Below are 26390 nucleotides of genomic sequence, written 5' to 3' on the forward strand. Positions count from 1 at the left end.
CTTAATTAAATGGAGGTGATTCATATGAAAGACAACAAGTTCAGTTTTGACGACAACTTACTTAAGCATAATGAATTCGAAGGACTAAAAAAGGGCAAGGGAAAAGGAAAATTAAATGATGATTCAAATCCTCAAGGCTTGGGGGCACCATTACCTAAAACTACAGAGTAACCTGCAGAAGAATATAAAGGTGATATGGCTATAAATTTTTAAATCCAAACCATATAACTTGAATTTAACATTTTCCAGCTATCTTCAGATGGGCTAAAGAGAGCGGGTGCTTTTATTGCTCATGAAGGCAAAAACTCATTTCAAAAATAGCAAAAGTGGTCTTCAAAGGGCTCAAGAAGGACAAAACTCATTCGAAAAATAGCAAAAGTGGTCTTCATAGGGCTCATGAAGGACAAAACTCATTCGAAAAATAGGAAAAGTGGTCTTCATAAGGCTCATGAAGGACAAAACTCATTTGGAAAATAGAAAAAGCGGTCTTCATAGGGCTGTGAAGGTCAAAACTTATAGGGAATACGAGAAAAATGTCCTTATGAGCCCGATATATGGAAAGATTAATAATTGGCGAGAAAAGCTCTCTATTTCTAAAATATCAAAGCCCGTAAATCAATAATTCAACTTATACAGTTTCCAATTGGGAGCTGGTTTTTTGTTTGTTTTTAGGACGAAATGGTGTTGCTATCTCAAAACTCAACTTATTTCGTCGATAAAAATGCTCTTTAGTGTATGAAATCCAGCTCTTAAACAGAGCCATTAAAAGCTTCAAAAAGGCACGCCAAACGAATTAGAATTGATCATCCGGATGTAGGTTATTTTGCATAAGTTCCTGTACCGTTCCAATTTGGTCGATTGAAGCAAGCTGCGTTTTATACCAGCCTTTTTCATTCAAGATTTCAAACAGCTTATATTGATTTGAGCTGGCGTTCTCAAAACACTGCTGGTAAATTTCACGCAGACGATGATGCGTTGTTTCCAACATGGTGTTGCTGATGCTTCGGCAACGACCCTTCTCCAGCTCCAAACAAAGTTGAAGCATTTCCCGATCCGTTAAGCCGCGCCCTTCTATATTATTTGGCATTTTGCTGATGCACCCCTTCTGAAATCATTGAATAGTGTTAGTTCGATTAAAATACTGGGACAGATCCGCAATCTTTAACTGGTGCGTCTCTGCCAGCTGTTCCAGCGTCTTACGGAGCTCTTGATCTTTGCATTGTGATGCACACCAATTCATCGTTTTCGCGGTAATTTCCTCCGCCCGTATCTCATCCTCAATAAAGGCCAGTTCTTTTGTCGTGAGTTGAGTCATTGTTTTTACCTCCAGAAACATTTTCATATTTCGTTTATAGTATTGTTTGAAATGGTCGATTTTATCCTTTGTCGATCGTAGTGGTGAAGTGGCAGGCCAAATCATTTCGTCATGTTTTTTCGTAAATAATCCTGGTGTAACACTTAACATCGGAGACCATATCGTTTAGCAACACCTTTTTAACGGCATTCCCAATTTCAGCCATGCTGAACCCTTCGCCATACCTGTTTCTTTGCGAGATGTTCGAAATCATCCTCTAATTGTGTCATCCATTCAGAAGCAGTTTCTTTTTCGTAACGATGCTCAATCGCCTTAGTTATTAAATAGTCTGCGATGGCAGGGTTTTTTGGCAGTATAGGCCCGTGCAAATAGGTGCCGATCAGGTTTTTATACAACAAACCCTCTAATCCGCTATCATCGTTGTTTCCGCTCCCTTTTTCTACTTTCCCTAATGGAGGATAAGAATGATAGGTCCGTCCGGCGTGGTTTTCAAACCCGGCAATTTCCCCAAACAACTCAGATTGGATCAAAATATTGCCGGTAAGCCTCGGTTGCTTTGCTACTGTATAAAATTCCAGAATTCCCAGGCACTCCAATTCATTACCATTTGCATCAATATATTGGTTGCCCAGAAATTGATATCCGCCACAAATGGTCAGACCTGGAACACCGTTTTCGATTTTTTCTTTTAATTGGTTCCTGATTTTCTGCAGTTCAGCAGTGGCCAAGCTTTGTTCCCTGTCGCTTCCCCCGCCTATAAAAAATAAATCCATATCTTCTAATGTTAAGCCATCTGTGCTTCTTATTTCTTTTACATCCAGATCAATTCCGCGCCACTCGCAGCGCTTGATTAGGCTGATAATATTGCCACGGTCACCATAGAGATTGAGCTTGTCCGGAAAAAAATGATACAAAGTCAGCTGTTTGGATGATTGTAACGGTACATTCCTTTCCAAAGTTATAACCCCTTAACGCTTTTTAGCCGCTCTACAAGCGCTTTTCTTGTTGGCTGCAGGGTCGAATAGTTGGCGACGACATAGCTGTTCAACCTTTTTTTCAATAATTCATCCACTGCCAGGTTGACATTTTGGATGATTTCTATTTTGTCTTCAGGGATTCCAGCATACTTTAAACGCACAGCCATATCCGCTGCCCTTAAACCACTGCAGATGATCCGGTCAGTATGACTGCAGTTTATCTTTTCGTAATCAGCGTCCCAAATCCAGGATATATCCCGGCCATCATCCCCTAAATCATTTAAAGGCAGCAAATACTGTTTTCGCTCATTGTTGATGTTTGATACGGATAAACTGACATTCACGCCGGCCGGGTTTTTAGCCAGATTTAACACTACTCGTTTATCCTTGTTGTCAAAGCATTCCATCCTTCCGTTTTTTACGTGGAATGTTGATATCGCATTTTGGATTTGTTCAGAACTGAGGCCGCTTTCTATACACACGCTGATGGCAGCCAATGCATTGATGGCGTTATACGAACCCAAAATAGGTATGAAAAAGTCTCCAACGTTTGTCTTTAAAGATAAGCCTTCTTTCATTTCTAAATGTTTGATTTCATATTTAGGTTTTTTGCGTCCAAAACCGCACCGGCAGCTATAATGGCCAAGCTGCCCATAGTGAGTATGTTTGTAGTGCAGAGGGTCGCCACATTGAGGACAAAACGTAGATTCAATCATATTGTACTGCTCAAAAGCAAAAGCATTCTTGCCTAAACCAAAGTATTCGGCTTCCAGCCCAAGATAACCCAGACGGGTGACGAAAGGATCATCTGCATTTAAAATCAGTTTTACCGCGGTTTGCTTTAAAACGTCACCAATTTTATTAACCAGAATGTCAATTTCCCCAAATCGGTCGAGCTGATCCCTAAAAAAGTTGGTAAAAACCATCAATTCTGGCTGAATTTCTTTCGTTACTCTTTCAATTGAACCTTCATCAATCTCGATCACGGCTATATCGGCTTTTTTCCTTCTCAGGAGCCCTTCGTTTTTAATGAATGCTGTTGTGATGCCGGTAATCATATTGGAACCTTCAGAATTATGTATTAAACGGAAACCATTTTCTTTGAGGATGTGCCCGACGATTTGGGAGGTTGTCGTCTTGCCATTCGTTCCACTGATAAAAATGATTTTATCAGTTCTATTTGCCAGCTTTTTTAAAATGTGCCTGTCAATTTTCCGTGCTACTAAACCTGGCAGGTTACTCCCACTTTTATTGAACAAGCGGCTCGCTTTATGAGCCATTTTAGCCGCCAATATTGATGTTTTTACTGGCACTTATGTTCCCCTCGCAATCTGAACAGATGTTTTTCCTTCTGGCCATGCCGGTGCCAGCCGATGGTAAGAGATGGATTGCTCTACGATTTTCGAATTGATTCCCAATAGCTTTCCTCTTCACGAAAAAACTCTGATAATACGCCATTTAATGATTGAAGCTGTTCGATAAAACCGTTTAAATCACAAGTGTGGAAAGTGTCTTTAAGTTCACGGTTTTCTTCTGTTATGGAATACACATGAATTTCCATACAGCCATCCCACCTGGCGTTCAAATCCCATGTGCCGTCTTCGCTTTCCAGTTCAAGCGCAGCTGTACCGCCGTTGTCTCTTTTATGCTCGGTTTTAATGATCCACATACAAAACACCCCTCTGTATTTGGATTGCCAATACTAGAATAAGTTTTCCATGTTTCCTTGCTTTTATTACAAACCTAATGGACCTAAAGGATGTTATTTTTAATTAAAATTAAAGCAGGTACCAGTCTATCAGCGCTTTTTTAAAAATGAAAAACTATTTAAGGGTTAAAAATACGGCGGAGTTTTTCCGTCAGTTTTTCGTTGCGGGTTTGGTTGTTGTCTGCTGATTGAAGGGCATTGTTTACATCGATTAGCCCGTTGCCAAAGTTGTCGTCTTTGCCTTTAAGTCCCAAATCGATCGCCGATGTTTTGATAATATTCATGACCTCACGGTTGGAAAGCTCCGGATTGGCAGACAGAATCAAGCCTGCCAGTCCGGCCACATGCGGGGCGGCCATGGAGGTACCCGAGAGGGCGACATACTGGTTATGAACATACGTGCTTGGAATATACACACCCGGCGCGGCAATATCAATGTAGTCGCCATAATTTGAAAAATCAGCCCGATTCCCATCATAATTCACAGCCGAAACACTCAGAACCTGCGGATAGGCAGCAGGGAATGAAGGCTGATTGGAATTGTCATTTCCTGCAGCCGCAACCATCACAACATTGTGATTATAGGCATACTTTACAGCTTCCTCGAGCACTTCGGAGCGCTGGTAATTGCCAAGGCTGAGGTTAATCACATCCGCTCCATGGTCGACAGCCCAAAAGATTCCTCTGGCAATATCAAAGGTAGTGCCATAACCTTCAGCGCCCAATGCTTTGACAGGCATCACTTTATTGTACCAGGTAACACCGGCGGTCCCTTCCCGGTTGTTGGTTTCAGAAGCGATGATCCCGGCCACATGTGTCCCATGTCCATTGTCATCATCGGGGTTATCGTTATTCTCCAGCACATTATAACCCTCGCTGAGCCGGTTTCTTAAGTCGGGATGATCCAGATCCACTCCGGTGTCAACGATCGCGATTTTAATCCGTTTGTTACCGCGGGAAATGTCCCATCCCTGCTCTGTCCCAATGACAGGAAGGTTCCATTGGTACCTCTCCCTGTAAATCAGGTCATTCGGTATATTTAGCTCATTTTGCAAAAGGATAAAATGCGGCTCCGCAAATTCAATGTTTTCCCGTTTTTTGAAGTACTCAAGAAGCTCGGCAGTATCACGGTTTTCTGAACGGAATACATACGTGGAATTAAAGTGTTTGACCATGCTCCCTTCGATGTCGCTGGCAATCTGGTCCAGCTCTTCTGCTGAAGGCTCTGAAATGAAGTCCACCGCTGCCTCATGGTCATAATAATGGCTTGTGTCCTGGTTGTTGTGATAGATGGTCTTTATTTCTGGATCATTATTCAACCTCGTGGTAATATCTTCTCCAATTTGGATATTGTTTATATTTATAGCATTCAGTGGGTTGCCGCGTTTATTCTGCAGCACCCTCAATTGCCCGCTTGCGTTGATTCGAGGCGTTGTCTGCCTCTCCTGCCTGGGATCATCCTCCTGCAAAAGCAAAGCAGATGTGACAATCAGCAGGAAAACAAACGAACCTGCTGCAAATAAGCTTTTTGTTCTTCCCATGTTCCCACACCCCTGTTAGTTTCTTCATTCTATTATCTTGTAAAACAAGGGCGAAAAATAATTGAGGAAATCATTGGAATCATATATACGACGTGACAATTATAAGTTTTTTATCACTTCCAACTTAAATCAACTGTTTTCTCCTTGTAATATGGCTTCATCTATCGATATTAAACAAATATTTTTTAATCTTTTGTTAATATTCTGTGAATTTTTCGTTTTCTCCAATACAGTTCTTAATTCCTAAATGGTTGGGCTGCCGAAGAACTAAGTGAATAATGTAATATAAAGGCAGAAAAAAACGACCCTCCATATCGAAGGATCGAGTTAGAAATTAATTTCATATTTAAAACAAGGGAAAAAGAATGGGATGGATAGAGATTATTGCTCTTTTTTGTATTAATTTCTTTTACCATTTCTGTGTTTTTATCGTATTTTTTACATTCTTTCCCGCTTATGAAAAACTGCCTAGTATCGTCTTTCTCCTTAATATTGCAATAGTTTGTTTGTCACAAATACTATACTCGGTTTTTAAAAAATGCTCTACAAATAATTAATGAGAAATACAAGACAAAGACACAATTCCTTAATATTCTATATTTACAATAATTTCGTAGACACCGTTTCTACAGTATTAAAAATTGAAATGGAGGTATGCGAAAAATGTTGAAGCTGAAAGGCAAAAAGTTTTTATTCTCTGCACTCTTTGTCCTAGCGTTGTTGGCCAGTGCTATTCCCCTGGTACATACTCCAGGGAATAACGCTCAAGCAGCAAGTTCTTATGATGCAACAGTGACTTTCCCAAGCAGCAGATATCCTTACACGGCTGACCATATCCGTGATGCGATCGCGGCTGGCCACTCTTCTGTGTGTACCATCGACAGGGCTGGCGCAGACCAAAACCGGGAAGAATCTCTACGCGGAATCCCTACAAAAAAAGGGTACGACCGTGATGAGTGGCCAATGGCTATGTGTGAAGAAGGCGGAGCCGGCGCAGACGTCCGTTATGTTCCCTCTTCTGACAACCGTGGAGCGGGAGCATGGGTCGGAAACCAGCTTTCGAAGTACCCGGACGGAACCCGTGTAAAATTTTACGTACCTTAACCTTTCATTTACACGCAAAAAGCCCGGTTAAAGGGCTTTTTGTCATATAATATATTCAAAAATAAGGGAGTGAATCGATATTATTAAACAATTTCCTGTTCAAGAATTAAAAATCTCATACTCTCAAATTACGGTATTTAATGAAGGTTTAGAAAACCCTTTTTCAGATTGGACAGACGCTCATTTGGATCAGGGTTTTGTTTGGCGGCAAGGGTCTGTATCGTTTGGGGCCCTTTCTGACTTTCATTGTGAAGTGGAAGTTGCTCTTGGCGGTAAAGCGGCTGCCAGCGATCAAGCTGTCCGCTCCATCGCTGTTCCGTTTACGGTCGGCAATAATGGTGTTACAATAGCCAGCATTCTCTCAAATGAGTTAAACTTCGCAATTCCGGCTGGAACCTATGAACTTCTATTTGAAGCGATTCCTCTCGAGGAACCTACTGAAAACGGCTTGTTTAAAGTGCGCTATATTTTTAAGTTTGTGGCATCTGACAATCCAAAAGCACGAATCCTGAAACATGATGAAGAATTATCCCCGCCTGATCAATTGGTAATGACTGGGGAAGCTGCAATTTAATAATGTACAGGAGGTTCTGAAAAACTGGAGATATTTCTTGTTCAACGGGTGCTTAGTTCAATAAGTGGAGTGTTACCACCATTACTAAGATGTATCTTTAAATATTTAATTCAAATGTGCAAGCACGAAAAAGGGGGATGAATGATCATTCCCCCATCTTTTGATATTTGCATGGTTTTATCGCAAAGTTTTTAATGCGCCACTCCAAGCGATCACTTGGTCAAGCATAAGATTGACATTATTTAGGTGTAAATCAGCTGGCTTGAACTCACTGAAGTTTTCAAAATCTGTGAATAATGACAAGGTTGGGTGTACACGAACGTCCGCAACCAGTAATTCTCCCAAGATTCCACGTAAATGTTCAGCTGCACGTGCACCACCTGTTGAACCATAGCTTACGATACCGGCTGCTTTATTGTTCCATTCATCTCGTGCTGAATCAAGTGCATTTTTTAATGCTCCCGTAATACTGTGATTGTATTCTTGGACAATAAATACGAATCCATCTAAGTTAGAAAGTTTTTCTGACCAAGCTTTTAATCCTGGTTCTTCACCAGTACCTTCTCCGAGAAATGGTAATTTGAAGTCGGCAATGTCTACGATTTCATAATTTGCATTTCCACGCTTGTCAGCAATTTCCTTTACCCAGTTGCCAACTTGAGGGCTGACACGTCCTTGACGTGTGCTTCCCAAGATAATTCCGATATTTAATTTTTCCACTGGTGTTTCCTCCTCTTTAGTTGATGTACCAAATAATTTGTTTAAAAACCCCATGCGTACACCTCTTGGTACCAATATTTCTTTCGAATTCAAAATATTTTAATTATCTTCAATTAAAATATTTTGAATTCGAGATTATATTATACCACTAAAATTCTTTTGTCAAAAAATTAAATTAAGGGACAGGTACGATAAATCTTAGTAGGTGGCTCCCAAAAAGGCGTTTTTAATGGCTTTTAAGTCCTCATTTTTTAGTTATTTCTACTTCAGATGAATTCGGTTTTTGTGATAGGTCTCCCAGAGGTGATAGACCTGGGTTTGTTTATGTGATGATGAACAGCTTTTTTATCGGACAGGCTTAAAAAAAGTACGAAGGACCTGCCAGATTGGAACGCAAGTCCATAAAGCAGGTCCGTGTAAAAAATGAATTTTTTAGGAGACAGCAAATTCTTTTACTTGTTCCTCAGGGATAAAACCTACCGATCGGTTTGTTTCTTTTCCGTTTTTAATTTGAACAAGGGTCGGAATACTCATGATACCAAACTTACTAGCCAAATCAGGTGCTTGATCCACATCAACATAAAAGAAATCCACCGCTGTTTCCTGTTCAGCAACCGCAGAGACCACCGGCCTCAATTGTTGGCAGCCCGGTCACCAGTCAGCCCCAAACTCCAGAATAACTGGTTTGTCTGCATTTTCCACAAGTGCTTCGTAATCAGCGTTTTTAATTGTCTTGACCATCATGATTCACCTCTTTTTTAATTTGAAATCGTTGATCAAACTGTAGTAACACCGGGAACATCTAAGAAAAGCCCAATTCAGCTGACATTATCAAAATAGCCATTCTTTTATGGAATCAAACATTAACGATTCCCTTTCTTAATTATTGACTTGTTTGCTACCTTACATACAAAAGAAGTTGGCAATTCAAAAATGTGAATCAACACAACTCAATGTGAGCTGAAGGCTGTTGTAATTAAAGTAGCTACAACTTGAAGTTGATTTTTTTATTAAATCAAAAAAGCAGTTATGTTTAATCGGAAAGAGGAGATTGTGATAAACATATAGAATAAATTGGGAACTGTGATTTAATTATAAAGTGGTGATTGAATGAAACATAATATTCCTAACAAAATACATATTATAGGCTCAGTAGGAAGTGGAAAAACTACTTTAGCAAGACAGTTATCCTCTATGTTAAATATTCCATTTTATGAATTAGATAATGTTGTTTGGAAAAGGCATGAATCTGGAGATATAAGAAGAACTGAAGAAGAAAGAGAAGAATATTTGAATACTATTCTGCATTCTGATACTTGGATAGTAGAAGGGATTCATAATGAAGAATGGGTTGCTAATAGTTTTCATAATGCAGAGTTGATAATCTTCTTAGATACAAATTACTCATTAAGAACCTATCGGATTATAAAGAGGTTTGTTTTACAAAAACTTGGATTGGAAAAATCAAATTATAGACCAACATTAAAAATATTTTTCAAGATGTTTAAGTGGAATAAGTATTTTGAAGAGGTCGGTAAACCAAATTTCTTTAAAAAATTTCAAATATATAGTGACAAGCTACTAGTTGTAACAAACAAGAATGAAATTGAAAACTACTTTAACGAACGGTTGAATGCCTTCAATGAGAAGGATCGCTTTTTCTTGAGCTAACATGCAGGAATTTGATGCGTATGCGGCGTGTAAACCAAATCAATTACTGTTTAGATAAAGAAAGCAGTACATTGTGATCGGCCAAACAAAGAGTGGAGACAGTGAGTGAAACCATACAGATAAAAGCTAAACAGCCCTTTGTTTGAATACCCCTCATTCATAGTGATGTACAAACTTCATATGATGTGTACAACTTAATAAGTCTCACCAACGGATTTATTCGTGGGGAGGTTTAAATTCCTTTCCGGCCACAGATATCGGCACCTTATAGCCTTTTAAAACTACTTTGGTTATTTTGGTCTTAGCGTTTTCCGCTTTTATGCCGAAAAGGGCGTTATCGCCTGCAACCTTGATGTTCGCAATGCTGGCGTTTTCGACGCGCGAGCCAATGTCGATCGCTTTTGGTGCTGAATGGTCAATTGTCACATTGCGGATTTGGACTTGATCGGCGTGGTTATCGCCGCCAAAAACCTTAATATCGGTGCCTGCTTTTTTAAAGTCTTTGATTGTGATGTTGTTTAAGACAACGTTTCTCGCCCGATATTGGATCGCGATAACAGGATTTTTGTGATAGTCATAACCAGGATCGCCAATCAATGTAAAATGGTTAATGACGACGTTTTTATAGGCGGACACGACCAGTGCGCGCGGCGTCGAACCCGCATATAAATCCGTATAAATTGGCGCAATTGCAACAAGATTCGTTGCCCTGATATTATAGGCTGTCTTGGACTCCGGATCAGTGATTTTATGATGGCCGATATGGCGGAAGTTATAGGAGCGGTTATCGTTTACCGAAATATGCCCGATAATCTGTACGTCAGCTGCAGCAGAAGAATTATGGTGGGCTTTAATCTCGACACCTCCGAAGCATCTTGCTGTAGAATTATTAACGAGCCAAACGTATCGCGAACCGTCGTCGACTTCAATCCCGTTCGAATTGGAAAATCCCTTATCATGGGCACGCCCGCTCGGGTCGCACATATGCGAGTTTGAGATTAGGATATTGTCGCTATGATGTGTGGTAATCCCGTCATCCCCGAAGCCATAGCCGTTTAAGTTATCAAGCCAAATATATTTGCTGGCGCCCCGTGCCCGGTATCCGTCACCAGAGTAGTTGTATAAAGTGGATGAAACGTCGAAGCAATGGAGGCCCGGATTGATTCCTGTTACATCTTTCACCCAGCCAAATGAAACATTGGCGTAAGTCAGGCAGCTGGAATGATTGCCCCAGGTGCTTGTTTTGGATGTGGGGCCAAGCCTTTCGGCATTCCAGTCCAAACTCATCCCTTCGACCAGAATATGATGATTGCCTCTCCAATGGTTCGCGTTTGTAACCAGCCGTCTCCCTTTCGGTGCTTGATCATGCAGTTTTATCGTGGTCAAGCCTTTTCCAGCGCCGACAAGGCACGTCCACGAAGGAAGTGTGATTCCTTTCGTGATAAAAACCCCTTCAGGCACATAAACTTTTACCCGGCCGTTTCCCAATGCTTTCCGAAAAGCTTCGGTATCATCGGTAACGCCGTCTCCTGCTGCTCCGAAGTCCTTCACATTTACTTCGCTATGAATCTCATTTATTAAATTCTTGTATTCTTCATCCAACAGCGATTTCCATCCCGGAAAAATATCGCCTTGTTCATTTATGCATGTTTCTGAAGAAATGGATGGCTCATTGTTGGATGATGTCAAAACCAGATCAGCGAGGAACTTTGGGAGCTTTTTAATAAACAAGAAAATGGAACGGTACTGATCTCCAGTATGCTGAAATTCATATTTATTATGTTGATGAAATAATTCATCGGTTTCCTTGACGGCCTTTTTAATATCCAGTTTTTTGTTCGTCACTTGTGATATCAAGGCGCGATTCTTACGTGGGTCATGATTTTTATCCAAATAAATCATCTACATACCACCTTCATCTGAAAACAATTCTTCATGATAAATAATATTCCCTGTCTGCCAGGGACTAACCTTAAACATTTTATTTCTTCTATGTGGCTTGGGAGGGGTTTTTTAATGGGATTTTGCTCATAAATCTAAAATTCCGCTCGTAAATTTGGATTTCCGCTCGTAAATCTGAAATTCCGCTCGTAAATTTTGATTTCCGCTCATAAATCTGAAATTCCGCTCGTAAATTTGGATTTCCGCTCGTAAATCTGAAATTCCGCTCGTAAATTTTGATTTCCGCTCGTAAATCTGAAATTCCGCGTCATAAATTTTGATTTCCGCTCGTAAATCTGAAATTCTGCTCGTAAATTTTGATTTCCGCTCGTAAATCTAAAATTCCGCTCGTAAATTTGGATTTCCGCTCGTAAATCTGAAATTCCGCTCGTAAATTTTGATTTCCGCTCGTAAATCTGAAATTCCGCTCATAAATTTGGATTTCCGCTCGTAAATCTGAAATTCCGCTCGTAAATTTTGATTTCCGCTCGTAAATCTGAAATTCCGCTCGTAAATTTTGATTTCCGCTCGTAAATCTGAAATTCCGCTCGTAAATTTTGATTTCCGCTCGTAAATCTCAGATTCCGCTCGTAAATCTCAGATTCCACAAGTAAATTTTAGTTTCGCTCATTAATTTTGTTATTCGCTTTGCTTAATTCCTCTGACTTTCCGCTTAAATTCTCTGGATAGACCTGCTGATCAGTATGATTATGTAAATATATGGATTAAATTGTAATTTTTCAGAGCCTATGACAGCTACACTCCCTAACTGATTACATTTTCCCTCTAAATAGATCGAAAAAGAGAGTTTTTTGAACAGAAACACTAAATTTTTGTGAATTTGCGTAGCAACCAGCCTTTCGAAAGCGTTCTGCTGATTTGTCCAACATGTTTCCTTACCGGTGTCGAATCATTTTTTGTTACGGTTTTTTAAAAGATTCATGAAGAAAATTAGGCAAAAGGGCATTTTTCAAAATCGGAATTTTGCGTCAATTGAGATTGATAAAGACCTAGCAAAAACAGTTTTGGTTCCTTTGTCCTGAATGAATATGCCCAATCTCCCGAATCGGTGGTTTACATTTCTTAACACCCGGTTTAAAAAGCCACTTTATAATAAAAGCCGATTCAAATAATTTATGCAGAAAGGGGAATGATCATGAATAATGAAAGAGTAATGGACGAATGGATTAAGAAATGGAGCGAAGAAAGTCTCGGAAGGAATATGGACCGCCGTGCGTTTCTGCAGGGAGCCAGTAAAATTGCTTCTTTGTCACTTGGGCTTGCGATTGCGCAATCAATGGGTGGACTTGATGTAAGTGCTGCTCATAAATTCACGGACTATCCGTTTACTCTTGGTGTTGCGTCAGGTGATCCTCTTTCAGATAGTGTTGTTTTATGGACAAGGCTTGCCCCAGACCCATTAAATGGAGGAGGGATGCCGGCTAAAAAAGTGCCGGTAAAATGGGAAGTGGCCAAAGATGAAAACTTCCGAAAGATTGTCCAGCGCGGCACGGAAGTAGCGGCACCTGAACTGGCCCATACCGTTCATGCCGAAGTCAGAGGATTAAAACCAAACCAGGTATACTTTTATCGTTTTAAAAGCGGAAATGAAATAAGCCCGACAGGTAAAACGAAGACACTTCCTTCAGCTCGGTCCAGTGTTGCCAGCATGACGTTCGCTTTTGCTTCCTGTCAGCAATTTGAACACGGTTTTTATACAGCTTATCAGCATATGGCTAAAGAAGAGCTCGATCTCGTTTTCCACCTTGGCGATTACATATATGAATACGGGCCGAATGAGTATGTTGCTCCAACCGGTAATGTCCGCACCCACAACAGTCCGGAAATTGTTACACTTGAAGATTATCGGAACAGGCATGCCCAATACCGCTCTGATGCGGACCTTAAAGCTGCCCATGCCGCCTTTCCTTGGGTCGTAACATGGGATGATCATGAAGTTGAAAATAACTATGCAAATGTCACTCCCGAAAAGGGACAGTCGGTTGAGGAATTTATCAAACGGCGTGCAGCCGCGTATCAGGCTTATTACGAGCATATGCCGCTCCGCAGATCTTCCTTGCCAAAAGGAGCTGATATGCGGTTATACCGGAATTTTTCCTATGGTGATTTGGCGGAATTTATCGTTCTGGACACAAGGCAATACCGGGATGACCAGGCGAACGGTGACAAAAGCTCACCGCAGACACCTGAATCTCTTGATCCAAACCGGACACTTCTTGGAGCTGAACAGGAAAAGTGGCTGTTTGAAAACCTGGCTGACTCAAAGGCGGCATGGAACGTGCTGGCCCAGCAGATCTTTTTTGCCCAGCGCAATTACGGTACGAGCACAGCTCCAAGATACAGTATGGACTCATGGGATGGCTATCCGGCGGCAAGACAACATGTACTCGAATTTGCTGAAAGCAAACAGGATTTGAATAACGTGGTTGTTCTGACCGGAGATGTCCATGCAAGCTGGGCAGCAAATCTCCATACTAATTTTGATGATCCCAACTCAAGGATTTTCGGTGCGGAATTCGTAGGCACTTCGATCACTTCAGGCGGAAACGGCGCCGATAAACGGGCAGATACAGACCGGATTTTAGCATTGAACCCGCATATTAAATTTTTTAATGATTACCGTGGCTATGTCCGCTGTACGGTAACACCGGACCGTTTTCAAGCAGACTACCGGGTTGTTCCATTTGTATCGACAAAGGGTGCTGACATTTCAACAAGGGCCTCATTTTTACTTGAGAAGGACCAGCAGGGAATCAAGCAGGTGGCAGCCGCACAAATCCAGCAAGGTGTCCAGTCTTCAAATGAAGTGGAAGATGACCGTCACCGCGCTCACGAACGGGCCCATGAAAGACAAAGGGAAAAAAAGCGGGATAAGGTAACAAATTAATTGGAGCCCCTTTTAGAACATCAACTTTCGGCAGGAGGTGATCTTGATGCTTTCGAATATAGGTATCCCTGGGTTAATCTTAGTACTCGTGATTGCGCTAATTATTTTCGGGCCTTCCAAGCTTCCTGAAATCGGCCGCGCCTTTGGACGGACCTTATCAGAATTCAAGGGTGCAACGAAAGGGTTAGTATCCGATTCAGATCATGAGGAGGAAAAAAAGCCAGCGCTGACGGCCGTTAAAAAAGAGGGATAGCCGTTATAATATGAAGGGGTAGACGGGGAAGCCCGTCTGCTTCTTTTTTGTAAAAATTCTTTGCAATTATATGAAGAATCACGAAGAGGAGGTAAGCAAAATGGAAAGCAAGAATTTGCAGGTTTACGCACATTTGGAAGAACTTCGCAACAGAATTATTAAAACATTGATCGGATTTTTGGCTTTCTTGATTGTCAGTTTCCTATTTGTCGAGGATATTTATAAATGGCTGATTAAAGATTTAGACGGCAAGCTGGCTATACTTGGCCCGAGTGAAATTCTCTGGGTGTATATGATGATTGCCGCGGTATTCGCGATTGCCGCCACCATACCACTGGCAGCGTTTCAGACGTGGAGATTTGTTGCACCTGCCTTAAAAAAAGAAGAACGCAAGGTGACGCTTCGTTTTATCCCTGGTTTGTTCTTCTTATTTATTGCGGGAATCTCTTTCGGTTACTTCGTTTTATTTCCGATTGTGTTGGGTTTTCTTATTTCACTTTCCGCAGGACAATTTGAGACGATGTTCACAGCCGAGAAATACTTTCGGTTTATGATTAACTTGATTCTTCCGTTTGGCTTTTTATTCGAAATGCCGCTGTTGGTGATGTTTTTAACGCGACTGGGAATTTTAAATCCGATGAGGCTGGCAAGGGCAAGAAAGCTTTCCTACTTTGCGCTCGTCATTGTGTCGATCTTGATCACGCCGCCAGATTTAATCTCTGATATTTTGGTGATTGTTCCTTTACTGGTTCTGTATGAAGGCAGCGTACTATTGTCTGCGCTGGTTTATCGCAAGAGGCTGAAAAAAGAGGGAACAGAATTATCAGTGGCATAACGGGGGCATATGCCAAACAGGCAATAAGAAAAGCGCAAGCGCCTTGGTCAGCCCCGACAAGCGCTGGCCGACTAAGAGCGCCACGTCCTGTGGCAACGTCGGCACTAGTACGTCCTGTACGTCGGAGGGCCTGACAGTGAAGTCGTTCTTTGACTTCATTGGCAGGACCGAAGCGACTCGAGGGGCTAGGCGCTGGAGCTGGACATCGAAACGCCCAACTCAGTTTTCAAAATTTATGCTTTCTTAAAATGATAAAAAGGATAGCCGCAAGCTTGGCTATCCTTTTCCATTTTATTTTCTGCCTTTTTCTTTTAAAACCTCTTGCAAACGGTCAGGGAAGTTCGTGAATATTCCTGTTACACCCCAATCAATCAAGGTGCGCATATCTTGTTTTTCATTGACGGTATACGGATGTATTTCGAGACCGTGCTGGCGAACTTTTTGTACATATGCTTGATCAATTTTGTCAAAGTTCATGCCAACCCCGATACTGTATGTTTTATAATCCTCCAGCTCAGCGTCCGTAATTGTCGCTGGAGTATCATACCATAATAATTGAACGAGCGGGATCTTCGGGTCTAATTCATGAACTATTTTCAGGCTGTCCGCACTGAAAGATTGAATGAGTACTTTGCCCGAAGAAGCTTTCTGGCCAGTTAATTTATACTTGTTGAGTATTTCGATCAATTTTTCTTCCATGCCCGGATATACTTCAGGGGATTTCGTTTCGATATAGTAGCGGGAGCCTTTACCGAATGTTTGAATGACTTCTTCAAGGGTCGGGACTTTTAACCCAACATACTCTTTTCTTGCCAACTCCGGATATTTTTCATTAAACCATGAACCGGCATCCAGCTCCTTAATTTCGGCCAGCGTATAATCTTTGACAAATCCTGTTCCGTTTGTCGTGCGATCAAGGGTTTCATCATGCATCGCGATCAGCTCGCCGTCTTTTGTCATTTGCAGATCAATTTCGATATAGTCGCCTTTCATTTTTTCCCCAAGTTCATAAGCTAACAGCGTATGCTCCGGGGCATGTCCTGAGGCGCCACGGTGGGCAACGTTTAAAATTTTGTCCGGCTTATGTGTTGGTTGAACAGGTTCAGCGGCCTCTGCTTGTCCGACAAATCCGGTGCCGATTCCAACCAGCGCGGCTGACATCATCACATTTTGTAAAAGTCCTTTCATTTCCTGCTTCCCCTTTCGTATTTAAAATCATTTTTAGCATAACGGATAGTTTTTAAGTGAATATAAACAAATATTTAAAATGGGATTACATTCTTGTAAATGGAAACATTGATTTATATTTTTCCGGAAATATATCTTTTCGAGGAAATGTTTTATAGAATAAGAGTGAGAATATTCAATTTTCATTGGAATTTTGCAATGAGAAATAAAAGTAGAAGAAATCATCTGACCGGTATAAGGGAGATAACATATGGGGAACAGCATGCAGCCACATATCAGAATTGGCGAAAATTATGGGATTCATTATGCGCTCTTGCCCGGCGACCCGGCCCGTGTTGATGAGGCCGCCAAATTTCTCGATCAAACCGAAGCCGTTGCGAACAACCGCGAATTTAAGACAATTGTCGGTTCTTATAAAGGAGTCCGTATTTTCGTCACTTCGACCGGAATCGGCGGGGCATCTGCAGGAATCGCTGTCGAGGAATTAAGGAAGATTGGGGTCAATGTGATGATTCGCATTGGCAGCTGCGGGGCGAATCAGGCCGAGGTAAAATTGGGAGATTTGGTAATTGCGGGCGGTGCTGTCAGAAATGACGGGGCGTCGGATGCCTATATTGATAGAGCTTATCCGGCGATTCCTGATACCGGCTTGCTGTTTCATGTTATTGACGCAGCAAAAAAATCAGGCTATCGATATCATATCGGGAAAGTCAGGAGCCATGACAGCTTTTATACAGATGAAGAACAGCAAATCGATCACTACTGGTCAGGCAAAGGGATTCTAGCTTCCGACATGGAAACAGCCGCATTGTTTGTTATTGGGGGACTGCGCGGTGTAAAAACCGCATCCATTTTAAATGTTGTCGTAGAAAAAGACGGAAATCTGGAAGGGGGGGTTAATGATTATTTAGACGAACAGAACGAAAGCAAGCTTGGAGAACAGAAAGAAATCATCACTGCATTAGAAGCCATTATCTCTTATCATCATTCTTTGAAAAGTTAAAAGGAGGTTTCATTCATGCAAAAACAAAGTATGTGGTCATTTCGTTTTTCCACTGCAGCCCTTGTGTTAATTCCGACTGCAGTAGGTATCAATTATATTGGGAAATTATTTGCAGGGTTGTTAAAGCTGCCATTATGGCTTGATTCGATTGGTACCGTATTGGCAAGCATGCTGGCAGGCCCGATTATTGGAGCATTGGCTGGTGCTATTAACAATATTATCTATGGTTTGACGCTCGATCCGATTTCGTTCGTGTATGCGATTTCCAGCATCGCAATCGGCTTGGCAGTCGGAATTTTATTTTATAAAGGCTTGATCACGAGTTGGTCTCAGGCTGCTGTCGCCGGGTTGATTGTCGGCCTCGTTGCGACAGTTATATCGACCCCAATTAACGTAGGATTCTGGGGAGGGCAAACTGGAAACGTTTGGGGAGATGCGCTATACGCTGTTATTCTGGCAAAAACAGACTCGATTTGGCTTGCATCCTTCCTTGATGAACTCGTAGTCGATGTGCCGGATAAACTGATGGTCGTCCTGATCAGCTATGGTATTTTCAGGGGGCTGCCGCAAAATGTCGTACACTTATACGATAACAATCATAAATTGGAGACTCTTGACTGACCCAGCTTGCGCTTGTAAAGAAAGATGGTGAAAGTATTTGAAATCGATCAGTTTATATGCAGAAAGAACATCATTCGTGCACGACATTGATCCGATCAGCAAGCTCTATTACATTCTTTTTTCGATAGTGGTTCCAATTATTTTGCCATCGTTCACGATCTCTTTCATTTGTGTTGCACTGAGCATTGCCCTTCTCTTAGCGGCTAAGGTGTTTAGAAAAACGCTGCCTGTATTCGGCTTTGTTTTTCTGATCCTGATTACGGTCGTCATCATCCAGGGATTATTCAGTCCCGACAACGAAACAGCTCTTTTTCAAGCCGGCCCGGTTACGATGTATAAAGAAGGTCTGCTGCATGCGCTGATCATCACTCTGCGCGTGATCAGTATTGTCGGTGCTTTTATGATCCTTGTCCTGACAACGAAGCCAGCGGATCTCGTCGAAGCTCTTGTTCGCAAGGGTATGTCACCGCGGTTCGGGTATGTGCTAAGCTCCGTTTTTCAAATCATTCCGGAAATGATGTCGACAATGGGCACGATTACCGATGCACAAAGGGCAAGGGGAATGGAGACAGAAGGTAAATTGAGCGTCAGGATCAAGGCGTTTTTACCTCTGCTTGGCCCTGTCGTGTTAGGTTCATTGATCAATACGAAGGAACGGGCAATGGCACTGGAAGTGAGAGGGTTTAACTCCCCGACCCCGAAGACATATTTATATGATGAAAAAAATTATGCGTTCAGTAAAGCTATTCAGTGGACACTCTTGTTGCTAATCGCATTTGCCCTCGTCTGGAGGATCGTTGCATGAATAAACTCATCGTCGAAAATCTTAAATACAAATACCCTTTATCGGAGGCATTGGCCCTTGATAATTTGACTTTCAATGTGGCAGAAGGCGAATTCATTGGCATTATTGGCGCGAATTCAGCGGGAAAATCAACGTTATGCCAATCGATAGTCGGCCTCGTTCCCCATTTTTATAAAGGTGCCTACGGCGGAAAAGTCATCGTTGATGGCCTTGAAGTAAAAACTCATTCTATCGCTGAACTTAGCTTAAAGGCAGGCATCGTCTTTCAAAATCCGTTTACCCAGGTGACCGGATCGAAGCTGACCGTTTATGAAGAAATCGCCTTCGGCCTCGAAAATATTGGGCTGCCGCGTATCGAAATGAAGGAGCGGATCGATTATGTTCTCGACCTGTTCAATATTGCCCAATTGAAAGACCGAAATCCTTTCGAATTATCAGGCGGGCAAATGCAAAGGATGGCGATTGCCAGTATCATTGCCATGAAACCGGGTGTGATTGTATTGGACGAACCGACTTCCCAGCTTGACCCGGAAGGATCCGAAGAGGTTTTTCAGGCTATTCAAGACTTGAGCAAACAGGGAGTAACGGTGATCTTGGCTGAACATAAAATGGAGAAAATCGCCCAGTATTGCAACAGAGTGATGCTGTTAAATTGCGGCAAGCTGATCGATTTTGACACCCCGGAAAAGGTTTTTTCCCGAGAAGATTTAGATGACTATGGTGTGACGGCCCCTGTCTATACAAGGGTTTGCAAAGCGTTAAATACTAAAATCGCCGGTACGGATCTTTATCCTGTTACGCTCGATCAGGCATATATGGCACTCGGGGGTAAAAGTCGATGATCAAAGTTAGCAATCTATCATTTTCCTATCAGCAAGGAAGCCCGATTCTCTCTGCAATAAATTTGGATTTTGATACTAGGACGACGGCGATTATTGGTCAAAATGGTGCCGGAAAAACAACCTTCGTCAAATTGTTGAAAGGGCTTTTGAAACCGTATGGCGGGGAAATCTTTATCCAAAATCTTCGCGTCAACGATTCGACTGCGGCAGAGCTGGCGAAAACGATCGGGCTCGTATTCCAGAACCCGAATGAGCAAATATTCAAACGCAATGTATTGGATGAGGCCATGTTCGGCCCGCTGAACATCAAGATGAGTACACATACTGCGCGGCAAAAGGCAATGGAGGCGCTGGAAATGGTCGGGCTTAACGATAAGCTGGACGTGAATCCCCATGATTTGAGCCTGTCGGAAAAGAAGCTGCTTTGCATTGCGGCAGTCGTTGCCATGGATACGGATATCATCATTTTTGATGAGCCAACGATCGCCCAGGACCACGCCGGAAAAGAAAAGATCCGCAACATCATTAAAACATTGAAAGAAAAGCACAAACTCGTCATGACGATCATCCATGACATGGATTTTGTCGCCGGGAATTTCGAAAGAACGATCGTTTTAAATGAAGGAAAGGTCATTCTCGACGGGGATACACGGAGCGTCTTTACTGCAAAAGAGATTTTGCAAAATGCCCATGTAGAAGCCCCGGCAATTACCCAGCTGGGAGAGAAGCTTGGTTATAAGGAGACGTTTTTGAGTGTTGGGGAGTTTATAGAAATGTATAAACATGTAACTGAAAAAAATAGTTTATAGCAGCAGTCTTACGGTTGCGTAAGGCCAATCACCAGACTGTAGTGTGATTTTTAGTTTTTTGAATATATTACTGGCAGTATTATAAAAGATTATTGTATGTTTACTGCTTTATCTCGATTGAATAACAACAAGAATAGCAGAAGATTATCACCTTAAAGGATGACTTCTGCTATTTTTAATAATGTTTTAATAGCTTCTGTTTATCCTTAGTACAAGTGATATGCCTGAGTCAGGAAGCGAATGTGCTCTTAATTGCAAAAAAAGCTATTATTTAAAAAGTTATGTTTGGCAAACTTAAAGTAAATAGAAGAGGGTGGGATTAAATGAACTACATAGCTCACATCCGTGAAAGTGACAATCAGATACAAACCGTTGAACAGCATTTATTAGAAGTAAAAGATTTAGCAGAATCCTATGGAGAAAAGCTAGGCGTAAAACATTTAACAGGTCTTGCTGGTATGCTCCATGATTTAGGCAAATATACCACTGAATTTAGAGAATACTTATTGGAAGCAGTAAGTAATCCTGATTCTCCACCTAAAAGAGGAAGTGTCGATCATTCCACTGCAGGCGGGAAACTTTTGTATGAACTTTATCATGAAAAAAATATCATTCAATTTAAAGCGGTAGTAGCTGAAATTGTCGGAAATGCTATTATATCTCACCACTCTTATCTCCAAGATTTTTTTAATCCAGAATTAGAATCAAATTATTTAAAAAGAGTTCGTGATAAAGAGCTAACTGAATTTGAAAAGACTAAGGAACATTTTTTTAAACATGTTATAAATGAGAATGATTTTTTTGAATATGTTGATCGGGCTGCAGTTGAGCTGGAAAACTTTTTATTGAAAGACGCTTCGGGAAGCAACGAGAAAAAATTAATGTTTCTCACTAAATTTATCTTTAGTGCTCTAATTGATGCCGATCGGACAAATACTAGACTGTTTGAGGAAAATAAGACTAACGAATCCAAAGCTAATCATGAAGGACTATTTGTCACTTACTACGAAAGATTATTAAATAAGATCCAATTATTTCATAAACAGCCCGACGCAAATTCCCCAATTAATCTTTTAAGAAGAGAAATGTCAGATCAATGTGATCGTTTTGCTGAAAAGCGATCGGGAATATATACATTATCAATCCCGACCGGAGGCGGTAAAACATTAGCAAGTTTAAGATATGCACTAAAACACGCCAAGCTTTATAACAAAAAACGAATCATCTATGTCGTTCCCTTTACCACGATCATTGAGCAAAATGCAGAAGAAGTCAGGAACATTTTACAGGATGACGCGAATATATTAGAGCATCATTCAAATGTGATAGAAGATGCAAATGATGACGACGAGAATCGAGATGGCATGATGAGTGTGCAGCAAAAATTAAAGCTGGCCAAAGATAATTGGGATTCCTCAATTATTTTTACTACAATGGTCCAGTTTTTGAATGTTTTCTACGCCAAGGGAAGCAGGAATATTAGGAGGCTTCATAATTTAAGTGAGTCAGTTATTATATTTGACGAGGTGCAAAAGGTCCCGGTTTCTTGTGTATCATTATTTAATGACGCATTGAACTTCTTAAAGGAATATGGGCAAACAAGCATTGTCCTTTGTACCGCAACACAGCCTGCATTGGACTTTGTAGAACATAAGCTGGCAATCGATAAGGATGCAGAAATAATTAATAAACTTGATCAAGTTATTCATGCATTTAAGCGAGTTGAAATAGTCGATCTAGCAACGGATCAAACATTCAACAGTGAAAAGCTGACTGAATTCATTGAGGCAAAAATAGAAGAGGTACAGAGCATATTAGTCATTTTGAATACAAAATCGGTTGTGAAAGATTTATATACGCGATTGAAAAATAAAGAATCTGATATCCCGGTTTATCATTTAAGCACATCGATGTGTGCTGCACATAGAAAAGAAATCTTAGATGAAGTAAGATGGCAGCTAAAACAGGGCAATAAAATTGTTTGTGTGAGTACCCAACTCATTGAAGCAGGCGTAGATGTCAGCTTTGAATGTGTCATTCGTTCGCTAGCAGGACTTGACTCTATTGCACAAGCCGCAGGACGCTGCAATCGTCATGGGGAAATGGGAATCCAGAATGTTTATGTCATTGATCATGAGGGAGAAAACTTGAGCCGATTAAAAGAAATCAAAGTCGGAAAACAAGTTTCAAAAAGAATCTTTATTGATATGAAGCGTGATGAGCGGAATCATGGTGGACATATTCTATCAAGACAAGCAATGGAGAGATATTTTAAAGAGTACTATGACGAATTTGAATCTGACTTAAATTACTTTATCAGAAAGCTAAAGAAGGACATGACAGATTTGTTGACTGCCCCTAGAAATGAGAATAGCTATCGCCAGGCTTATTATTATAATAACGAAAAAAAAGACATCCCATTATTTATTGTAAATAGTTATCAAACGGCGGCGGAGCAATTCCGTGTCATTGATGATCTCTCAACCTCGGTCATTGTTCCATATGAAGAAGGCGAAGATATTATCGCTGAATTAAATAGTAATAGATCGATTGAGGATCTCTCCCGTTTATTAAGGAAAGCTCAGCAATATACTGTTAATCTATTTAACTATGAAAAAGAACAATTGGCTAAAAATGACGGGCTTGTGTACTATCTAGACGGAAAAATTATAGCCTTGAAAGAAGGGGCATATAATGATGAATATGGTTTAGATGTTAATAATGAGAGCGGTTTTAAGTCAACAATATTTTAAAAAACCTATCTTCATTTCAGATAGGTTTTTTAATCATATAATATATATTTCAATCCGCGCTATTGATAGCGACGCTTTATTATATCATATTCAAAAAAAGTTCATAAATTTCATATAATATATTATTAAACTCTATTGATTTTGTAGGAAGAAAAAGGTATTATAAAATTGTTGGAAAAATCAAAAAAAGGAGGTGAAATGAAATGAGAAATTCTATTGAATTTGAAGTGTTTGGTGATTATGCCCTATTTACGGATCCTTTGATGAAGATGGGCGGGGAAAAGCTGTCATATCAGGTGCCTACATATCAGGCGCTTAAGGGAATTGTTGAATCAATCTACTGGAAGCCCACGCTGTTAATGGTAGTAGATGAAGTTCGTATTATGAATCCAATCAAAATGGAATCAAAAGGCATCCGGCCGATTGAATATGGAGGCGGGAATACACTTGCCAATTACACATATCTGAAAGATGTCCGTTATCAGGTCAAAGCTCATTTTATCTTTAATCCTCACCGGCCAGATATGGCTTTTGATCGTGACGAACACAAACATCACAATATATTGAAGCGCTCCCTCAACGCTGGGGGCCGCAGAGATATTTTTTTAGGCACAAGGGAATGCCAGGGTTATGTGGAGCCATGTGTATTTGGTGAAGGCGATGGGTTCTATGATAATTATGGCAATATTCATTTAGGAACCATGGTTCATGGAATTAATTATCCTGATGAAACGGGCAGAAACGAAATGGAAGTGCGTCTATGGAATCCGGTGATGCAGAATGGGGTTATTCAATTTCTAAGACCGGATGAGTGCAAGCAAGTTCGCAAGATTACAGATATGGAACCGAAATACTTCGATCCTTCAAACGTGGAATCCGCAGATGAACTATTAAGACAATTTCAAGAGGGGGGTGATTAAATGAGCTGGTTATTGAATTTGTATGAGACGTATCAATCCAATTTGGACCGGGTTGGTGAGATTGGAAAGAAATATAATGGCCAAGAATATACACTGCTGCCAATCTCTCATACCACTCAAAATGCTCACATAGAAGTGTCAATTACAGAAGATGGTGAATTCCACTCAGCTGCTGTCATTGATAAAAGTGATGCAAGTACGTTAATTCCATGTACAGAAGATTCAGCTAACCGGGCTGGATCAAAAATAGCACCTTATCCCCTTCACGATAAACTAAGCTATGTGGCAGGAGATTTTGTGGCCTATGGCGGAAGCATAAAAAAAGAAGAGCCCTTCTCATATTACATAAAACAATTAGAAAAATGGGCCAAATCACCATTTAGCAATGCGAAGGTAAAAAGTATTTATAACTATTTGAGCAAGAAAAGATTAATAAAGGATTTAGTAGAGTCAGGAATTTTGCATGTAGATGCTGATGGGCAATTAATTGGCACCTGGGATAAAAAGGCTGAAGCCTTCTTGGGTGAAAAGCCTCCAATATTTTCGGCTGTTACAGGTGGCCAAGAAAGCGCTTTTATAAGGTTTAATGTATATTCTCCGAATCAAATTTTAACAAAAGTCTGGAAGGATCCTGATATGTATGAATCCTTCATCCGCTTTTACAAAGGTTTTTTAAGTGGTGATGATTATTGCTACGTAACAGGAGAACTGAAGCCAGCTACTGACAAGCACGCAAACAAAATAAGAAATGCAGCGGACAAAGCGAAATTGATCTCGGCAAACGATACGAGCGGCTTTACATTCAGAGGGAGATTTAACAAGGCGAATGAAGTTGCCAGCATAAGCTATGAGGTGTCTCAAAAAGCCCATAATGCGCTGAAGTGGCTCATTAACCGTCAGGGGAAAACTATTGATCAGCGAGTGTTCCTTGTCTGGGGGAATGATGTACTTGATATTCCTGATCCAGCAGAAGATAGTTTATCAATCTTTGGAATGAGTTTAACCCCATCAGAAAAGAAAGAAATAAAGTCTTACACACATGAAGAATTTGCAAATGAAGTATTAAAGGCGATTGATGGCTATAGAAATAATTTATCATCAAATGCCAACGTAAATATTCTCATTCTTGATTCGGCCACGACAGGCAGATTGGCCGTCCTGTACTATCGCAATCTGGATAAAGAAATGTATCTCAACAGGCTGCAAAACTGGCATACGACTTGTGCCTGGGTACATCGCTACCGAAAAAATGAAGCAAATGAGTTTGTACAATTTTACGGAGCTCCGGCTACAAAGGATATCGCGTTTGCTGCATATGGGCCCAAGGCGAATGAGAAAGTCGTCAAAGGTTTAATGGAGCGCATGCTGCCATGTATCATCGATGAGAAAAAAATTCCTTTCGACATTGTCAAAAGTGCGTTTCACCGAGCTTCAAACCCTGTTTCCATGGAAAAGTGGGAGTGGGAAAAAACACTCAGCATTACATGTGCATTAATCAATAAACAGGAGGGATACGATGTGGCATTAGATACAGAAAATAATGACCGTGATTATTTATTCGGACGCTTACTGGCAATTGCTGATGTTTTGGAAAGACGTGCCCTGGGTGCTGACGAATCACGGTCCAGTAACGCAATTAGGTATATGAATTCTTTTTCCAAACATCCTGCAAGAGCTTGGAAAACCATTCAAGAGAGTCTGCAGCCATATCAAGCACGACTAGGAACAAAAGGATTATATTTATCGAAATTAATAGATGAAGTGGCGTCAAAAATTGATTTTACGGATTTTAATAACAAACCATTATCCGGAAAATATTTATTGGGTTTTTATAGCCAACGGCATGAACTATATCAAAAAAAAGAAAGCAATGATGCGAAAGAGGCAGCATCCAATTAAGGA

At 40.9% G+C, this 26390-nt stretch carries 25 protein-coding genes and 1 pseudogene; 16 read left to right on the forward strand and 10 right to left on the reverse strand.

Annotation, left to right across the window (positions count from 1 at the left end; translation table 11 throughout):
• The first annotated feature begins 24 nt into the window (after window positions 1–24).
• A complete protein-coding gene (locus CU633_RS22835; RefSeq protein ID WP_180954935.1) occupies window positions 25–171 on the forward strand; it encodes a hypothetical protein in 147 nt (48 codons plus the stop codon).
• A gap of 622 nt (window positions 172–793) precedes the next feature.
• Here the strand turns inward: CU633_RS22835 and CU633_RS10675 are convergent.
• From CU633_RS10675 to CU633_RS10700, 6 genes are all read right to left on the reverse strand, one after another.
• A complete protein-coding gene (locus CU633_RS10675) occupies window positions 794–1087 on the reverse strand; it encodes a spore coat protein (RefSeq protein ID WP_101660256.1) in 294 nt (97 codons plus the stop codon).
• Between the two features lie 24 nt (window positions 1088–1111).
• Window positions 1112–1315 carry a hypothetical protein gene (locus CU633_RS10680; protein WP_101660361.1) on the reverse strand — a complete coding sequence of 68 codons (204 nt, stop codon included), beginning with the start codon at window positions 1313–1315 and terminating at the stop codon, window positions 1112–1114.
• A gap of 197 nt (window positions 1316–1512) precedes the next feature.
• Window positions 1513–2271: a type 1 glutamine amidotransferase gene (locus tag CU633_RS10685; RefSeq protein WP_101660258.1), complete on the reverse strand. Its 759-nt coding sequence runs from the start codon at window positions 2269–2271 to the stop codon at window positions 1513–1515.
• Between the two features lie 2 nt (window positions 2272–2273).
• Window positions 2274–3605 carry a Mur ligase family protein gene (locus CU633_RS10690; protein WP_101660260.1) on the reverse strand — a complete coding sequence of 444 codons (1332 nt, stop codon included), beginning with the start codon at window positions 3603–3605 and terminating at the stop codon, window positions 2274–2276.
• Between the two features lie 80 nt (window positions 3606–3685).
• A complete protein-coding gene (locus CU633_RS10695) occupies window positions 3686–3961 on the reverse strand; it encodes a hypothetical protein (RefSeq protein ID WP_101660262.1) in 276 nt (91 codons plus the stop codon).
• A gap of 158 nt (window positions 3962–4119) precedes the next feature.
• Window positions 4120–5541, reverse strand: a complete 1422-nt coding sequence (locus CU633_RS10700) for a S8 family peptidase (protein WP_101660264.1) — start codon at window positions 5539–5541, stop codon at window positions 4120–4122.
• Between the two features lie 663 nt (window positions 5542–6204).
• On the opposite strand from CU633_RS10700, the gene CU633_RS10705 reads away from it, so the two are divergent.
• Window positions 6205–6645, forward strand: a complete 441-nt coding sequence (locus CU633_RS10705; protein ID WP_101660266.1) for a NucA/NucB deoxyribonuclease domain-containing protein — start codon at window positions 6205–6207, stop codon at window positions 6643–6645.
• Window positions 6646–6757: 112 nt separating this feature from the next.
• Window positions 6758–7219, forward strand: coding sequence for a competence protein ComJ (comJ, locus tag CU633_RS10710; protein WP_257958653.1), 462 nt, complete (start codon window positions 6758–6760; stop codon window positions 7217–7219).
• Window positions 7220–7396: 177 nt separating this feature from the next.
• Here the strand turns inward: comJ and CU633_RS10715 are convergent, their stop codons facing one another.
• Window positions 7397–7993, reverse strand: coding sequence for an NADPH-dependent FMN reductase (locus tag CU633_RS10715; protein ID WP_101660270.1), 597 nt, complete (start codon window positions 7991–7993; stop codon window positions 7397–7399).
• A gap of 194 nt (window positions 7994–8187) precedes the next feature.
• Here CU633_RS10715 and CU633_RS23305 point away from each other — a divergent pair.
• Window positions 8188–8271: pseudogene (locus CU633_RS23305) on the forward strand (pyridoxamine 5'-phosphate oxidase family protein); the annotation flags it as partial.
• 100 nt (window positions 8272–8371) lie between these two features.
• Here CU633_RS23305 and CU633_RS10725 read toward each other — a convergent pair.
• On the reverse strand, window positions 8372–8575 hold the full coding sequence (locus CU633_RS10725) for a thioredoxin family protein (RefSeq protein ID WP_257958640.1): 204 nt from the start codon (window positions 8573–8575) through the stop codon (window positions 8372–8374).
• A 474-nt stretch (window positions 8576–9049) separates the two neighbouring features.
• Between CU633_RS10725 and CU633_RS10730 the strand changes: the two genes are divergently transcribed.
• Window positions 9050–9610 (forward strand): AAA family ATPase, encoded by a 561-nt coding sequence (locus CU633_RS10730; protein WP_101660272.1) that lies wholly within the window; start codon window positions 9050–9052, stop codon window positions 9608–9610.
• Window positions 9611–9826: 216 nt separating this feature from the next.
• On the opposite strand, the gene CU633_RS10735 is transcribed toward CU633_RS10730, so the two are convergent.
• Window positions 9827–11512 carry a glycosyl hydrolase family 28-related protein gene (locus CU633_RS10735; RefSeq protein ID WP_101660274.1) on the reverse strand — a complete coding sequence of 562 codons (1686 nt, stop codon included), beginning with the start codon at window positions 11510–11512 and terminating at the stop codon, window positions 9827–9829.
• A 1195-nt stretch (window positions 11513–12707) separates the two neighbouring features.
• On the opposite strand from CU633_RS10735, the gene CU633_RS10740 reads away from it, so the two are divergent.
• The 3 genes from CU633_RS10740 (at window position 12708) to tatC (ending at window position 15547) form a co-directional block, all read left to right on the forward strand.
• Window positions 12708–14459 carry an alkaline phosphatase D family protein gene (locus tag CU633_RS10740; RefSeq protein ID WP_101660276.1) on the forward strand — a complete coding sequence of 584 codons (1752 nt, stop codon included), beginning with the start codon at window positions 12708–12710 and terminating at the stop codon, window positions 14457–14459.
• Between the two features lie 46 nt (window positions 14460–14505).
• Window positions 14506–14712 (forward strand): twin-arginine translocase TatA/TatE family subunit, encoded by a 207-nt coding sequence (locus CU633_RS10745; RefSeq protein ID WP_101660278.1) that lies wholly within the window; start codon window positions 14506–14508, stop codon window positions 14710–14712.
• Window positions 14713–14812: 100 nt separating this feature from the next.
• Window positions 14813–15547: a twin-arginine translocase subunit TatC gene (gene tatC / locus CU633_RS10750; RefSeq protein WP_101660280.1), complete on the forward strand. Its 735-nt coding sequence runs from the start codon at window positions 14813–14815 to the stop codon at window positions 15545–15547.
• Between the two features lie 291 nt (window positions 15548–15838).
• Here the strand turns inward: tatC and CU633_RS10755 are convergent, their stop codons facing one another.
• Window positions 15839–16735: a glycerophosphodiester phosphodiesterase gene (locus CU633_RS10755; protein ID WP_101660282.1), complete on the reverse strand. Its 897-nt coding sequence runs from the start codon at window positions 16733–16735 to the stop codon at window positions 15839–15841.
• 250 nt (window positions 16736–16985) lie between these two features.
• On the opposite strand from CU633_RS10755, the gene CU633_RS10760 reads away from it, so the two are divergent.
• From CU633_RS10760 to cas8c, 8 genes are all read left to right on the forward strand, one after another.
• Window positions 16986–17738 (forward strand): nucleoside phosphorylase, encoded by a 753-nt coding sequence (locus CU633_RS10760; RefSeq protein WP_101660284.1) that lies wholly within the window; start codon window positions 16986–16988, stop codon window positions 17736–17738.
• Window positions 17739–17753: 15 nt separating this feature from the next.
• Window positions 17754–18359, forward strand: a complete 606-nt coding sequence (locus tag CU633_RS10765; RefSeq protein ID WP_101660295.1) for an ECF transporter S component — start codon at window positions 17754–17756, stop codon at window positions 18357–18359.
• Window positions 18360–18396: 37 nt separating this feature from the next.
• A complete protein-coding gene (locus CU633_RS10770; RefSeq protein WP_101660297.1) occupies window positions 18397–19164 on the forward strand; it encodes an energy-coupling factor transporter transmembrane component T family protein in 768 nt (255 codons plus the stop codon).
• Window positions 19161–20006 (forward strand): energy-coupling factor ABC transporter ATP-binding protein, encoded by an 846-nt coding sequence (locus CU633_RS10775; protein WP_101660299.1) that lies wholly within the window; start codon window positions 19161–19163, stop codon window positions 20004–20006. The genes CU633_RS10770 and CU633_RS10775 overlap by 4 nt, the downstream gene beginning before the upstream one ends.
• Complete coding sequence (locus CU633_RS10780) at window positions 20003–20815, forward strand: energy-coupling factor ABC transporter ATP-binding protein (RefSeq protein ID WP_101660301.1); 813 nt, start codon at window positions 20003–20005, stop codon at window positions 20813–20815. The genes CU633_RS10775 and CU633_RS10780 overlap by 4 nt, the downstream gene beginning before the upstream one ends.
• A 323-nt stretch (window positions 20816–21138) precedes the next feature.
• Window positions 21139–23568: a CRISPR-associated helicase/endonuclease Cas3 gene (locus CU633_RS10785; protein WP_101660303.1), complete on the forward strand. Its 2430-nt coding sequence runs from the start codon at window positions 21139–21141 to the stop codon at window positions 23566–23568.
• 203 nt (window positions 23569–23771) lie between these two features.
• Window positions 23772–24488 (forward strand): type I-C CRISPR-associated protein Cas5c, encoded by a 717-nt coding sequence (gene cas5c, locus CU633_RS10790; RefSeq protein ID WP_101660305.1) that lies wholly within the window; start codon window positions 23772–23774, stop codon window positions 24486–24488.
• Window positions 24489–26387: a type I-C CRISPR-associated protein Cas8c/Csd1 gene (gene cas8c / locus CU633_RS10795; RefSeq protein WP_101660307.1), complete on the forward strand. Its 1899-nt coding sequence runs from the start codon at window positions 24489–24491 to the stop codon at window positions 26385–26387.
• Window positions 26388–26390: the final 3 nt, after the last annotated feature.

The organism is Bacillus sp. V3-13 (assembly GCF_002860165.1).
Lineage (GTDB): Bacteria > Bacillota > Bacilli > Bacillales > Cytobacillaceae > Bacillus_BJ.

Bases quoted from the DNA above. Each gene is read 5' to 3' on its own strand.
- CU633_RS22835 (WP_180954935.1), top strand. From the start codon at position 25: ATGAAAGACAACAAGTTCAGTTTTGACGACAACTTACTTAAGCATAAT.
- CU633_RS10675 (WP_101660256.1), bottom strand. From the start codon at position 1,087: ATGCCAAATAATATAGAAGGGCGCGGCTTAACGGATCGGGAAATGCTT.
- CU633_RS10680 (WP_101660361.1), bottom strand. From the start codon at position 1,315: ATGACTCAACTCACGACAAAAGAACTGGCCTTTATTGAGGATGAGATA.
- CU633_RS10695 (WP_101660262.1), bottom strand. From the start codon at position 3,961: ATGTGGATCATTAAAACCGAGCATAAAAGAGACAACGGCGGTACAGCT.
- CU633_RS10700 (WP_101660264.1), bottom strand. From the start codon at position 5,541: ATGGGAAGAACAAAAAGCTTATTTGCAGCAGGTTCGTTTGTTTTCCTG.
- CU633_RS10705 (WP_101660266.1), top strand. From the start codon at position 6,205: ATGTTGAAGCTGAAAGGCAAAAAGTTTTTATTCTCTGCACTCTTTGTC.
- CU633_RS10715 (WP_101660270.1), bottom strand. From the start codon at position 7,993: ATGGGGTTTTTAAACAAATTATTTGGTACATCAACTAAAGAGGAGGAA.
- CU633_RS10730 (WP_101660272.1), top strand. From the start codon at position 9,050: ATGAAACATAATATTCCTAACAAAATACATATTATAGGCTCAGTAGGA.
- CU633_RS10735 (WP_101660274.1), bottom strand. From the start codon at position 11,512: ATGATTTATTTGGATAAAAATCATGACCCACGTAAGAATCGCGCCTTG.
- CU633_RS10740 (WP_101660276.1), top strand. From the start codon at position 12,708: ATGAATAATGAAAGAGTAATGGACGAATGGATTAAGAAATGGAGCGAA.
- CU633_RS10745 (WP_101660278.1), top strand. From the start codon at position 14,506: ATGCTTTCGAATATAGGTATCCCTGGGTTAATCTTAGTACTCGTGATT.
- tatC (WP_101660280.1), top strand. From the start codon at position 14,813: ATGGAAAGCAAGAATTTGCAGGTTTACGCACATTTGGAAGAACTTCGC.
- CU633_RS10755 (WP_101660282.1), bottom strand. From the start codon at position 16,735: ATGAAAGGACTTTTACAAAATGTGATGATGTCAGCCGCGCTGGTTGGA.
- CU633_RS10760 (WP_101660284.1), top strand. From the start codon at position 16,986: ATGGGGAACAGCATGCAGCCACATATCAGAATTGGCGAAAATTATGGG.
- CU633_RS10765 (WP_101660295.1), top strand. From the start codon at position 17,754: ATGCAAAAACAAAGTATGTGGTCATTTCGTTTTTCCACTGCAGCCCTT.
- CU633_RS10775 (WP_101660299.1), top strand. From the start codon at position 19,161: ATGAATAAACTCATCGTCGAAAATCTTAAATACAAATACCCTTTATCG.
- CU633_RS10780 (WP_101660301.1), top strand. From the start codon at position 20,003: ATGATCAAAGTTAGCAATCTATCATTTTCCTATCAGCAAGGAAGCCCG.
- CU633_RS10785 (WP_101660303.1), top strand. From the start codon at position 21,139: ATGAACTACATAGCTCACATCCGTGAAAGTGACAATCAGATACAAACC.
- cas5c (WP_101660305.1), top strand. From the start codon at position 23,772: ATGAGAAATTCTATTGAATTTGAAGTGTTTGGTGATTATGCCCTATTT.
- cas8c (WP_101660307.1), top strand. From the start codon at position 24,489: ATGAGCTGGTTATTGAATTTGTATGAGACGTATCAATCCAATTTGGAC.